Below are 13,093 nucleotides of genomic sequence, written 5' to 3'. Positions count from 1 at the left end.
CGGGCGAAGGCCGGAACATCGTTCCCTCGCACGCCTGGATGGAGGTCGAGGTGCGCGGCGAAAACGCCGCCGTCAACCGCGACCTTGCGGCCGACGCGCTCCTGCGCGCTCAGGGCGCGGCGATGAGCTACGGCGTTGAATGCCGGCAGAAGATCGTGGGCGAGGCGATCGACTTCGTCCCTGATGCGGCGATTTCCCAGCTCATCACCGTCTGCGCAAGAAGAGCGAGAGGCTGCGCGAAGGTTGTTCCCTACTGGGCCGTCAACGGTTCCGACGACGGGACGCTCCTCATGCGATCCGTCCAGGATGCGGGCGGAAAGGCCGGCTACTTCATCGTGGGCGGCGCCTTTGCGGGCAATGCCGTAAAGCCCGCAGTTGATTTCGACGAACGCGCGCTCGTGACTCTCTACGACACGTGGACCAACCTTATCGTGGCGCTCCTCGGCAACTGGCGGTAAAGATCTGAGAGGCGGGCTGAGAAGCGGCGGAACGGAAGCGAAAAGCCGCCGCATTCTGCTTTCGATCTAGTCTGTAAGGTTGGCTAAATCTTCTCCGCGTATAAATCCTTCCATTCAGGGTTCCCGTCCGGAGCGGCTTCTCAGAGAGGCCGCTCTAAATTCAAGAGACCCGCGGGAACTTCATAAGGGATGTTCACCAGAAGGATCAGACACAAAATGATGAAGACTACGATCGCCGCTGCGCTCGCCCTCGCTCTTGCCTCCGGCGCCGCCATGGCCGAATTCAAGGACTTCACGGTCAACGGCCAGCTCGTCACCAAGGCCCAGCAGGAAGCGCTTGCGAGCGAAGCCATCTCGAGCAATCCCAATCCGCATGAAATGATCTCGAACCCGCAGATCGAGGATCAGGTCCGCCAGATGATGATCGAGCAGGTCGTCATGGGCGAATATGCCCGCAAGCAGGGCATCGACAAGCTCCCCGAAGTGCAGGCCGACGTTGCCCGCGCGACCAACATGGTTCTTGAAAACCATGCCGTTCGCGAATTCCTGAAGAAGAACCCGGTCACCGAAAAGGAAATCGAGGCTCAGTACAAGCAGGAAGCCGACCGCTGGGGCGATAAGGAAGTCCGCGTCCGCCACATCCTCGTGAAGTCGGCCGACGAAGCGAAGAAGCTCATCGCCGAAATCAACAAGGGCGCTTCCTTCGCGAAGCTCGCCGCCGAGAAGTCTCTCGACGACGGCTCCAAGGACGTTGGCGGCATCCTCGACTGGCAGTCTCCCTCCGTCTACACGGGCCAGCTCGCCGAAGCGATCCGCGGCCTGAAGAAGGGCGAAATGGCCAAGGAGCCCGTGCAGTCGCCTGCCGGCTTCCACATCGTCAAGGTTGAGGACGAACGTCCCGCCCAGCTCTTCCCGAAGTTTGAAGACCGCAAGGAAGAGCTCCGCCACCTCCTCATGCAGCGCAAGGTCCAGCAGTTCATTCATGAACAGATCCTTCGCGCTGACGTCAAGGACGTTGCCGCCAAGTAATGTCTGATGAGCGGGGAGGCTCATCGGAAGCCTCTCCGGAGTCAGATGCCTCGAGCGCCGTCCGCGCCGCATTCCCGAATACGGATCGGGGCGGAGCAGGGCGGCGTTTTCGTGTTTGATCAATCCCAAGAACTCCCCGGAGAAGAGGAGATCCACCGTGACAGCAGAGATCGGGCATTTCGCCCTTATCCTGGCGCTTGTCATCAGTGCCGTAGGGGGCCTCCTGACGCTGGCGGGCGCGCAGCTTGACGTGAGAAGCTGGATGCGCACCGGTGCGGCGGCCGCCATTACGCTTGCCCTTGCCGCAACCCTTTCGATCGGTTCGCTTGCCTACGCATTTGTGACGAGCGATTTTTCGATCCTCAACGTAGCGAAGAATTCCAACGACGCGCTGCCGTGGTTCTACAAGCTCGCCGCCGTCTGGGGCTCGCACGAGGGCTCGATCCTCTTCTGGGTTTCGACGCTCACCTGGTGGATCCTTGCCGTGGCGCTCTCGGCGAGAAAGCTTCCCGAGAAGGTGCTCGCGCGCATTCTGGGGACGCTCTTTCTCATCGCGTTCGGGCTCTACCTCTTCATCCTCACGACCTCGAACCCGTTCCTGAGGCTCTTTCCGCCTGCGCCCCAGGGGGCGGACCTGAATCCGCTCCTGCAGGACCCGGGGATGATCTTCCATCCGCCGCTCCTCTACTTAGGGTACGTGGGCTTTGCGGTTCCCTTCGCCTTCGCGGTTGCGGCGCTCCTCGGCGGGCGGCTTGACATCGCCTGGGCGCGCTGGATGCGTCCCTGGACGACCGCTTCCTGGGTGCTTCTCACGCTCGGCATCAGCCTCGGCTCCTACTGGAGCTACTACGAGCTCGGCTGGGGCGGCTGGTGGGCCTGGGACCCGGTGGAGAATTCGTCCTTCATGCCGTGGCTTACCGGCACGGCGCTCATGCATTCGCTTGCCGTTACGGAAAAGCGCGGCGCCTTCAAGATCTGGACGGTCTTCCTCGCGATCCTCACCTTTTCGCTGTCGCTTCTCGGCACCTTCCTCGTGCGTTCGGGCGTTCTCACATCGGTTCACGCCTTTGCGTCCGATCCGACGCGCGGCATGTTCATTCTCGTCTTCCTCTGCATCGTGATCGGGGTGTCGTTCCTCCTCTTTGCGTCTAAGGCGAGCTCGGTGGGGAGCATCTCGACCTTCGGGTGGATCTCGCGCGAGTCGCTCCTCATGGGGAACAACCTCCTCCTCGTGGTCGGGATGGCGATCGTCCTCCTCGGGACCCTTTATCCGCTCTTCCTCGACGCCGTGGGCGGCGGCAGGATCACCGTGGGCGGGCCGTACTTTGATGCGGTCTTCGGAAGCTCCATGGTGCCGTTGTCGCTCCTCCTCCCGATCGGGGCCGTCTGCGCCTGGCGCATGCAGGACGCAGGGAAGCTCGGCCGGATGCTTGCGCCCGCCTTTGCGGCTTCCGTCATCCTCGGCATTGCGACCCCCTTCATGCTGGGCAACTGGGACGCCGTCATGGCGCTCGCCGCCTTCCTCGCCTACTGGATTCTCTTCGGCGCCGTCACCGACTGGGTGCGCTACGCCCGTACGGCGCGCGCGCAGAAGCGGAGCGTCTTCGGGCAGACCTTGCCGTGGTGGGGCATGCATTTGGCGCACCTCGGGCTCGCCATGCTGATCTTCGGCGCGGTTGCGGTCTCTGAATATCAGGTTGAGCGCAATGTGACCATGAATCCGAAGGACGTGGTTACGGTGCGCGACGTCACCTTCCAGTACAACGGCTGGGTGGAGTACCGCGGTCCCAACTACACGGCTGCGAAGGGCTCGATCTCCGTGCTCGACGCTTCGAGCGGAAAGGAAATCGCGCTCCTTGAACCCGAAAAGAGAAACTACGACTCCGTCACCTCGATGTCGATGACGGAAGCCGCGATCATTCACCGTCCGCATGAAGACGTCTACGTGTCGCTCGCGACCCCGACGCAGGACGGGAACGGCTGGGTCGTGCGCGCCTACGTGAAGCCTTTCGTGCTCTTCATCTGGATCGGCACGCTCTTTATGGCCGCGGGCGGCATCCTCGCCATGTTCGACCGCCGCCGCAGAACCGACGACAGGAAGGGAGCCTGAAGGAAATGACCATGAATACTTTCAAGGGAAGCATTTTCGCCCTCGGGCTCGCGCTCCTTTCAGCGACGGCGCTTGAAGCGGCGGCCGCGGAAAATTCCGCTCCGCAGATGGGGTCGGTGACGGCAACGGAAAAGTCGCGCTCCGCCCAGGCCTTTATGGATGCGGCCGGAATGGCCGCTTCGGGCGGCGCTCCCTCCGTGGATCTTCAGAGCCTCAAGCCCTCCGAGGCAAGGCCCTCCGAATTCGATCCGAAGGCGAACCCCAGGGTTTATGAAATCAGCACGCAGCTGAGGTGCCTCGTCTGCGCGAATGAAACGATTGCCGAATCGAACGCGCAGCTCGCCATCGACCTGAGGCGCGAGGTTGCCGAACAGGTGAAGGCCGGGAAGACCGATGACGAGATCATCGACTTCATGGTCGACCGCTACGGCGACTACGTGCTCTTCAAGCCCCCCTTCAAGGCGAAGACGTGGCTCCTCTGGCTCGGGCCCGGCGTCTTCTTCCTTCTCGCCCTCTGGGGCATGACGCGCATCGTCGTCACCCGCCGGGCGCAGGCGCTTCAGCGCCGCCGCGAGGCGACGCCGGAGGCGGTCGAGCGCGCGAAGAAAATCCTCCGGGGCGAACTCATCTTCGAGAAGGGCGAGGTGAAGCCCAACCCGAACTATCGACCTGAAATCTGACGAGGCGGCAAGATGAAGTACGAAATTATTTTCTGCATTGTCGCCATCCTCCTGATGGCGGGCGTGATCGGGCTCTTCGCCTGGCGGCTCCTTTCGGGGAAGTCGAACAAGGAAGGCGAATGGACGCGAACGGCCGAAAACATCGCGAGCCTCAGGGACGAATACGATCATCTCGTGGAGCTCAGAAAGGCCGGCCGCGTTTCGGACAAGGACTTCTTCGACCGCGAGGACGAGCTTGCGCTCCGCGTGATCGACGAGACCGCGCCTGAGACGGCCGAAAAGCACCGCAACGTCGAGCATTTCCCGCTCGTTACCGCGGCGGCGCTTGCCGTCATCATTCCGGCGACCTCAATCGGCGCCTACCTCTGGTACGGCGACTTCTCGTCACTCGACGAAAAGGCGATCGAGCAGATCCGCACGACCCGCGAGCAGGCGAGGTCGGAGCGCAATATGACGGAAACGGTGGCGTCGCTTGAAGCCTCCGTGGAAAAGAACCGCGACAACCTGGAAGCGTGGGAGATTCTTGCCGAGCAGTACAACGCCACGGGAAATCTCTCTCAGGCGGAGCTTGCGTACGAAAACGTGACGCGGCTTGCGCCAAAGAACGCCAACGCCTGGGCCGAGCTCGCGGACATCAAGATTGCGCTTGATCCCTCAAGCCTCGTGAAGGCGGGGGAACTTGCCAAAAAAGCGCTTGAAATCGATCCCTGGCACCAGAAGGCGCTCATGATCGGCGCCGCGGCGGCCTTCGAAGAGGGCGACTATAAAAATTCCGCGATCTACTTTAACCGTCTGCTGACACAGATTCCGGAAGGAAACGAGGTTCATGACGCATTGGCGCAGCAGCTCCAGATGACGCTCGATGCGGGAGGCCTCAAGTCCGTTCCGCCGGATCCGGCAGGAAAGAAGCCTGAGAGCGACCTCGACAAGATGATGAAGATGGGCGGCGGCATGTCGGCCGCTCCTGAAATGGGCGAGGACGGCGTGGGTCTCAACCCCCTGAAGCGCTGACGCTTTGCGAGGAGAAAAGAAAAACCTCCGGACGGATCTGATGGTCTGCCGGAGGTTTTTTTCGGTCAACGCGGGTCTTTTTTAAGCTTTTGCATGATCCCTGACCGGGAGCATCGGGTCGGTCGCATCCGTGCCGACGAGAGCGAGCGCCGAGAGCATGATGAGCTGCGGCCCGAGATGAATGTCGACGGCGTCGAAGTATTCATGAATCGTATGGGTTCGCATCTGCTTTCCGCCCGCGGAGAGGCAGGTGGAGGGAATCCCCATGCTCATGGGCTTGTTGGCGTCGGTGGAGGAGAAGCCGTAGTTGGTGAGCGGAATGCCGAGCTCGGCTTGAGCGGCGCGCGAAGCCTGGAGCACCGGGCAGTCGTGGGGCCTGAGCCCCGCCGGACGGTCGCCGATCATCTCCTCGACGAGGCGGAGCTTCTTTTCGGGGTCCGTAATCCCCCAGATGCGGTTTTCTTCCTCAACGCCGGCGGCGAACGCTTCGCGGATTTCCTTCTCGAGCTTAAGCATCGGCTCCATCGCGAGGCTGCGGATGTCGACGTCGACGGAGCATTCCGCGGCAATGGTGTTGACGGACGTCCCGCCCCGGATCGTGCCGATCGTGAAGGTGGTCTTCGGCTCATCGGGGACCTTGAGGTAGGCGACCTTGGCGCCCGCAATGCAGATCGCGTGAATGGCGCTCGGCGTGACGCCGAAGGCGCCGTAGCTGTGGCCGCCCGGACCCTTCACGGTGAATCTCCAGCGGTGCGAGCCGATGGCGCCGTAGAGGATGCGGCCCACGTCCGTGTTGTCGACGGCGAGAAGCCCGTCGACGGGAAGTCCCGACTGGTCGAAGAGGTACTTTGATCCCCGGATGTCGCCCAAGCCCTCTTCGCCCACGGTGCCCATGAAGAGAATGCTCCCTTTCGTGCGGATGCCCGCCGCCTTCATGGCGCGAAGGGTCTCGAGCACCGCGCGCAGTCCCGCGCAGTTGTCGCCGATCCCGGGCCCGTAATAGCGGTTTCCTTCCTGTCGGACCGTGACGTCGGTCCCTTCCGGGAAAACCGTATCCATGTGCGCGCCGATCGCAAGAAGCGGCCCATTCGGATCCGTTCCCTGCCAGCGGCCGACCACGTTTCCGATGCCGTCGATCGCTACATCCTCGAGCCCGCATTCGTGCATGAGCTCGACGATGCGCTTCGCGCGCACTTCTTCCCTGAAGGTGGGGGCCGGAATTTCGCAGAGCTCGACCTGGAGCCGGATGGCGGCGTCCGTGCGGTCGTGAATGTATTCGAGCGCCTTCTGAACTTCGGGGAGTCCCGCAATGGTCTCGAGCGCATCCCGGGCCGCGGGTGAAATCGGAGGAATGTTTGCCTGCGTCATCTTGAGCTTCTCCTTTTGAGTTTCCAAAGCATGAATTGCGGATGGCAAAAATCATGCACTCTCGTCGGATGTTTTTCCAGAAGAGAAATTCCCGGGGAGACGAGTTTACATATTTAGAGGTAGTCAATTAGCATTTTCAATCGATAGAATGGCCTTTCGCCATCTCCGGCAAGATTTCCCTGACCCCCCATGAGCTCGAGCCTTCTTATTCTGCTCTCTGCCTTCTTCGGCGCCTGTGAAACGGCTTTGATCCGCAGCATCGGCACGACGCATGATTTTCTTGAGCTCATGACGGCGCAGTATCTGGGCGTCTCGATTCTCTGCACGTTCTGGATGATCAGAATCCGGACGCCTTTTCTGGCTCCCTGCTGGCGGCTTCACCTTGCAAGAGGCTGCACGGGGCTCTGCGCTTCCGTCTCGGCCATCATCCTCGCGCAGGAGATTCCGGTCTGCTCGGCCGAATGCATGCTCTATACGTCTCCCTTCTTCATCCTTCTCATCATGCGGGTGATGAAGCAGGAAAGCCGGGTGAGCTTCCTCACGCTCGCCGCCATTCTCACGGTCGGGTTCGGGGGCTGCATTCTCGTTCTCAATCCGACCGCGGACGGCCTGACGATCCGGCATCTCATCCTCGGCGGCATTCTGGGCTTCTCCGCCGCCTGCTCGACGCTCCTTCTGCGCACCGTCGGAAAGCGCGGGGAGCCGGTGGTCCGCACGACCTTCTACCTCTCGACCTTCTGCCTTGCGGCCGGCCTCATCGGCGGATTCTTCTACCGCGGGGGCGCTGAGGGCCTCATCTCAACGGAACCGAAGGTCCTTCTCATCGGCCTCATCGTCCTCATCGTGCAGCTCTGCCGCGCGGGCGGCTGGAAGTACGGGAACTGGTTCGTCAATTCCGTCTTCTACTTTTCGGGCATTCCCTTTGCGGCCATGCTCGGCTTCCTTCTCTTCGGCGAAAAGGTCGGCGTCGAAGCCCTGATCGGGATCGTCCTCATCATCGGCGCATCGGCTGCGGCCACCATGCTCGAACGCCGGAAGACCCGGAAAAGCGCATCCTCCGCCGGGTAGAAAAGACCCGCGCGAAACGCTGGAAAAGAGACGGAAACGGAGGCGTGCACTCCTGAGGTGCAGAGCGGAAAAAAGTCCCGACTCCCTCCAACCGCGTTCGCCGCTAACCCCTTCAATTGTCGACAAAAAATCAACACTAAGGAGGGCGTTGACGGCGTTGAAGCGGCCTAGGTCTTTTTACCTAGGTGGCACCAAATGATGGCAAATATGGCGCCGATAGACTTCCCGGAATGCTTTTAAACAGGGCTTCTCCCGGCAGGTCTCCTGCGCTTCCCGAAGCGTTTCCGAGCACGCCCGCCGGTTTCCGAGAACCTCTGCAATCCCTTGATACCCCAGAGAGGAAATCCATCGTGGCACTTATTCAAAGAACCCGGCCTGAAGCTCTGCTCGTCCTCGCCGACGGCACCGTCTTTCACGGCGAAGGCATCGGCGCGAGCGGCATGACGACCGGCGAAGTCGTCTTCAATACTTCCATGACCGGTTATCAGGAAATCCTGACGGATCCGTCCTACACCGGGCAGCTCGTGACGCTTACCTGCGCGCACATCGGCAACGTGGGCGTGAACCCCGAGGACATGGAAAGCCGCGCGATTCATGCGGCGGGCCTCATCGTCAAGGCGGCGACCGACATCGCGAGCAGCTGGCGCGCGAAGAAGTCCCTGCCGGAGGCGCTCAAGGAAGCGGGCGTCAAGGCCATCAGCGGCATCGATACCCGTGCGCTCACGATTCACCTGAGGGAAACGGGCGCGCAGCCCGGCGCCATCCTCACGGCTGAACCGGGCAGGGAGCTTTCGGACGAAGACGTCGCCCGGGCGCTTGCCGCCGCGAGGAGCTGGGGCTCCATGGCGGGACAGGACCTGGCTCAGACGGTGACCACGAAGGAAGTCTACGAATGGACCGAAGGGAGCTGGGAGCCCTCGCGCGAGGGCGAATCCGCCGGATTCCGCCAGCCCGTGGCGTTCCCGTACCACGTCGTTGCCTACGACTTCGGCATCAAGACCAATATCCTCAGACTCCTCGCCGACCGCGGCATCCGCGTGACGGTCGTTCCCGCGAAGACCTCGTTTGAGGACGCGATGGCGTACGACCCCGACGGCATCTTCCTCTCGAACGGCCCGGGCGATCCCGCCCCCTGCACGTATGCGATCGAGGTGGCGAAGAAGGCGATCGAGGCGAAGGTCCCGCTCTTCGGCATCTGCCTCGGCCACCAGATCATGGGTCTTGCCGTGGGCGCGAAGACCCTCAAGATGAAGTTCGGCCACCACGGCGCCAACCACCCGGTTGAGAACGTCGCGACGAAGCGCGTCGCCATCACGAGCCAGAACCACGGCTTTGCGGTGGATGCGGAGACCCTTCCTGAGAACGCGCGCGTGACGCACCGCTCGCTTTTTGACGGGTCGCTTCAGGGCTTTGAGCTCGTCGGCCAGCCCGCCTTCTGCTTCCAGGGCCACCCGGAAGCGAGCCCCGGCCCGCACGATCTCGATCCGCTCTTTGAGAAGTTCGCCAAAAGCCTTGCCGAATACCGCCGGCGCTGAGTGAGGCGCCCCGGAAGGCATCCGCAATAGAGAAGACAGACAGAACAGAAGACATCAGAGCTCAGAAGAAAATGGCGAAGCGTACAGACATTCAATCCATTCTCATCATCGGCGCCGGCCCGATCATCATCGGCCAGGCCTGCGAATTCGACTACTCGGGCGTGCAGGCCTGCCGGGTGCTGCGCGAAGAGGGCTACCGCACGATTCTCGTCAACTCCAACCCTGCGACGATCATGACCGATCCGCAGACGGCGGACGCGACCTACATTGAACCGATCAACTGGGAGACGGTGGCGCGCATTATCGAAAAGGAGCGCCCCGATGCGATTCTCCCGACGATGGGCGGCCAGACCGCGCTCAACTGCGCGATGGATCTCGCGCACCACGGCGTTCTGCGCCGCTACGGCGTCGAATTGATCGGCGCCACGCCCGAAGCGATCGACAAGGCGGAAGACCGCGAGCGCTTTAAGAAAATCATGAGCGAGATCGGGCTCGAGTCCGCCCGTTCGGGCGCCGCCCATACGCTCGAAGAGGCGCTTCAGATTCAGAAGACCGTGGGCTTCCCCGCCGTCATCCGCCCGAGCTTCACGCTGGGCGGCACGGGCGGCGGCATCGCCTACAACATGGAGGAGTTCATCACGATCGTTTCGCGCGGTCTTGAACTCTCCCCCACGAGCGAAGTGCTGATCGAGGAGTCGCTCCTCGGCTGGAAGGAGTACGAGATGGAGGTCGTCCGCGACAAGGCGGACAACTGCATCATCGTCTGCTCGATTGAGAACCTAGATCCGATGGGCGTGCATACGGGCGATTCGATTACGGTCGCCCCCGCGCAGACCCTTACCGACAAGGAATACCAGGCGATGCGCGACGCCTCGATGGCGGTGCTTCGCGCGATCGGCGTCGACACGGGCGGCTCCAACGTGCAGTTTGCGGTCAATCCGAAGAACGGCCGCATGATCGTGATCGAGATGAATCCGCGCGTCTCGCGCTCTTCGGCCCTCGCTTCGAAGGCGACGGGCTTCCCGATCGCGAAGATCGCAGCCAAGCTTGCCGTCGGCTACACGCTCGACGAACTCAGGAACGAAATGACGGGCGGCAAGACCCCGGCTTCGTTCGAGCCCGCGATCGACTACGTCGTCACCAAGGTGCCGCGCTTTGCGTTCGAGAAGTTCCCGGCCGCCGACGACCGCCTCACGACCCAGATGAAGTCCGTGGGCGAGGTGATGGCAATCGGCCGCACCTTCGAAGAGTCGCTCCAGAAGGCGCTCCGGGGGCTTGAGACCGGAAAGTGCGGTCTCGACCCGATCACGATCGATAAGAATCAGATCCTGCGCGAGATTGCAGAACCCGGACCCGAACGCCTCTTCTATGTGGCCGACGGCTTCCGCATCGGCATGACGGTCGATGAAATCTTCGAGCTCTCGAAGATCGACCGCTGGTTCCTGCGTCAGATCGAGGAGCTCGTTCAGATCGAGAAGTCGATCGAGGGACACAATTTGAACGAACTCGACGAAAACGACTTCTGGGCCCTGAAGTCCCGCGGGTTCTCTGATAAGCGCATCGCGGCGCTTCTTGCCGACTGCCACGAAAATGAAGTCCGCGAAGCCCGCCGCGTGCTCGGCGTCGAGCCGGTCTTCAAGCGTGTTGACACCTGCGCCGCCGAATTTGCGACGACGACGGCGTATCTCTATTCGACTTTCGAGAGAAGCCGCGTTTCCGAAGCCGCGCCTACCGACCGCAAGAAGGTGATCGTTCTCGGCGGCGGCCCGAATCGAATCGGGCAGGGCATTGAATTCGACTACTGCTGCGTGCACGCCTCCATGGCGCTTCACGAGGACGGCTGGGAGTCGATCATGGTGAACTGCAACCCGGAGACCGTTTCGACCGACTACGACACCTCCGACCGTCTCTACTTCGAGCCCGTGACGCTCGAGGACGTGCTTGCCATCTGCGAGGTCGAGAAGCCCCAGGGCGTGATCGTGCAGTACGGCGGCCAGACGCCGCTCAAGATCTGCCGCGCGCTCGAAGCCCACGGCGTGCCCATCATCGGCACGACCCCGGACGCGATCGACTGTGCGGAAGACCGCGGTCGCTTCCAGGCGCTCATTGAAAAGCTCGGCCTCCGTCAGCCGCCCAACCGTACGGCTTATACCGAGGAAGAGGCGCTTGCCAAGGCTGAGGAAATCGGTTATCCGCTCGTGGTTCGTCCGTCCTATGTGCTGGGCGGCCGCGCGATGGAAATCGTCCATACGCCTGAGCGCCTCATCAAGTACATGCACGAAGCCGTGAAGGTGAGCCCCGAGGAGCCGGTGCTCCTCGACCGGTTCCTTGACGACGCGGTTGAAATGGACGTGGATGCGGTCTGCGACGGCGATGTCGTTGCGGTCGCGGGCGTCATGGAGCATATCGAGCAGGCGGGCGTCCATTCGGGCGACTCCGCATGTTCGCTCCCGCCCTACAGCCTTGCGCCGTCGCTCGTTGCGGAAATCCGCCGCCAGACGCGCGAAATGGCAAAGGCCCTCAAGGTGGTGGGCCTCATGAACGTGCAGTTTGCCGTGAAGGACGCCCATACAGAGAACCCGGTGGTCTACGTGCTTGAGGTCAACCCCCGTGCTTCCCGTACGGTTCCCTTCGTTTCGAAGGCAACGGGCCACCAGCTCGCGAAGATTGCCGTCCGCTGCATGGTGGGCGACAAGCTCGTCGACCAGGGCCTCACGGTTGAGGAGCTCGAAAAGGCGCCCCCGTACTTCAGCGTCAAGGAAGCCGTCTTCCCGTTCGCGAAGTTCCAGGGCGTTGATCCGGTCCTCGGGCCGGAGATGCGCTCCACGGGCGAAGTGATGGGGATCGGCCGCGACTTCGGCGAAGCGTTGAGAAAGAGCCAGCTCGCCGCAGCCTCGAAGCTTCCTGCGGGCGGTCTCTGCTTCATCACCGTTCGCGATTCGGACAAGCCCAAGGTGGCGATTGCGGCGCACGAACTTCATCATGCGGGCTTCAAGCTCATTGCGACTGCCGGCACCGCGAAGGTGATTCAGGTTGCGGGCATTCCCTGCCGCAGCGTCAACCGCGTGCACGAAGGGCGTCCCAACATTCTTGACCTCATCAAGAATAAGGAAATCCAGCTCGTCATCATGTCGGTTGCCGAACACGAGAACGAACTCGACGACGCCCGCGCGATCCGTCAGACGTGCCTCGCTGAGCAGACGACCTACTACACGACGATGGCGGGCGGCCTCGCCGCTGCTGAAGGCATCCGTCACGGAGAGCTCTCCGAAAAGGTGAGGGATCTCCAGAGCCTTCATCAGGGGAAGGTCGACTAAAAGCTCGGTCAAAAATAACTTTTAGTTGACAGGTCGGTCATGGCGTACTTCTGCCATGGCCGACTCTTTTTTCTGCGCGATGAAGCGCATCGGCTACGACCGAGAGCAGACTTTACGGAGCTTCTCTGCAATTCGCGCTTCGCCGATTTCCGCAAGTCGGTCCGCGATCATCAGGGCTCTTTCTCTCTCATGAGGATTGTTCATGAAGATCGGAAGTCCCATGCCGCCCTGAGACACCGCAATGCGCATTGCCTTCATCAGTTTCGGCCCCAACACTTCCAGCGGCATGCCGTCCGTTCCCGGTTCATAGCGCTTCCAGTCGATCTTTGCGGAGGCATTTGCCGTGCTATTCAACACGTCAGAAGCAATTCCAGGATTGTCGTATTCATCCGGAGACCAGGAATCGGGTAGGAGGCATTGTTAGAGGACACTATCTACTGACCCACTTTTGGACGGATAAAGTGACCCTCACTGTCGAATCGGGCGCTTTTTCTTGACCCGAGCAAAGTTGACCCGG

General features: G+C 61.8%; 9 protein-coding genes and 1 pseudogene. 8 read left to right on the top strand and 2 right to left on the bottom strand.

Annotation, left to right across the window (positions count from 1 at the left end; all coding sequences use genetic code 11):
• The 5 genes and pseudogenes from GBM95_RS09065 to ccmI all read left to right on the top strand — a co-directional run.
• Positions 1–458: pseudogene (locus GBM95_RS09065) on the top strand (amidohydrolase); the annotation flags it as partial.
• A 216-nt stretch (positions 459–674) separates the two neighbouring features.
• The gene (locus GBM95_RS09060) at positions 675–1,487 is read left to right on the top strand and encodes a peptidylprolyl isomerase (RefSeq protein WP_152158807.1); all 813 of its coding nucleotides are present in this window, start codon (positions 675–677) and stop codon (positions 1,485–1,487) included.
• Between the two features lie 157 nt (positions 1,488–1,644).
• Entirely contained in the window at positions 1,645–3,597 is a 1,953-nt protein-coding gene (locus GBM95_RS09055; protein WP_152158806.1) for a heme lyase CcmF/NrfE family subunit, read from the top strand.
• 5 nt (positions 3,598–3,602) lie between these two features.
• Complete coding sequence (locus GBM95_RS09050) at positions 3,603–4,277, top strand: cytochrome c-type biogenesis protein (RefSeq protein WP_226963251.1); 675 nt, start codon at positions 3,603–3,605, stop codon at positions 4,275–4,277.
• 12 nt (positions 4,278–4,289) lie between these two features.
• Positions 4,290–5,288: a c-type cytochrome biogenesis protein CcmI gene (ccmI, locus tag GBM95_RS09045; protein WP_152158805.1), complete on the top strand. Its 999-nt coding sequence runs from the start codon at positions 4,290–4,292 to the stop codon at positions 5,286–5,288.
• Positions 5,289–5,369: 81 nt separating this feature from the next.
• On the opposite strand, the gene GBM95_RS09040 is transcribed toward ccmI, so the two are convergent.
• The gene (locus tag GBM95_RS09040) at positions 5,370–6,656 is read right to left on the bottom strand and encodes a M20/M25/M40 family metallo-hydrolase (protein ID WP_152158804.1); all 1,287 of its coding nucleotides are present in this window, start codon (positions 6,654–6,656) and stop codon (positions 5,370–5,372) included.
• A 189-nt stretch (positions 6,657–6,845) separates the two neighbouring features.
• On the opposite strand from GBM95_RS09040, the gene GBM95_RS09035 reads away from it, so the two are divergent.
• From GBM95_RS09035 to carB, 3 genes are all read left to right on the top strand, one after another.
• A complete protein-coding gene (locus tag GBM95_RS09035; RefSeq protein ID WP_152158803.1) occupies positions 6,846–7,724 on the top strand; it encodes a DMT family transporter in 879 nt (292 codons plus the stop codon).
• Between the two features lie 350 nt (positions 7,725–8,074).
• Positions 8,075–9,259 (top strand): glutamine-hydrolyzing carbamoyl-phosphate synthase small subunit, encoded by a 1,185-nt coding sequence (gene carA / locus GBM95_RS09030; protein ID WP_152158802.1) that lies wholly within the window; start codon positions 8,075–8,077, stop codon positions 9,257–9,259.
• 71 nt (positions 9,260–9,330) lie between these two features.
• Positions 9,331–12,576, top strand: coding sequence for a carbamoyl-phosphate synthase large subunit (gene carB / locus GBM95_RS09025; RefSeq protein WP_152158801.1), 3,246 nt, complete (start codon positions 9,331–9,333; stop codon positions 12,574–12,576).
• Positions 12,577–12,669: 93 nt separating this feature from the next.
• Here the strand turns inward: carB and GBM95_RS09020 are convergent, their stop codons facing one another.
• Positions 12,670–12,933, bottom strand: a complete 264-nt coding sequence (locus GBM95_RS09020; protein ID WP_152158800.1) for a hypothetical protein — start codon at positions 12,931–12,933, stop codon at positions 12,670–12,672.
• Positions 12,934–13,093 lie beyond the last annotated feature (160 nt).

This window comes from Sutterella seckii (genome assembly GCF_009183815.1).
Lineage (GTDB): Bacteria > Pseudomonadota > Gammaproteobacteria > Burkholderiales > Burkholderiaceae_F > Sutterella > Sutterella seckii.
Note: the sequence above shows the minus strand (reverse complement) of the source record. Positions and strands in the feature narration are given on the sequence as shown.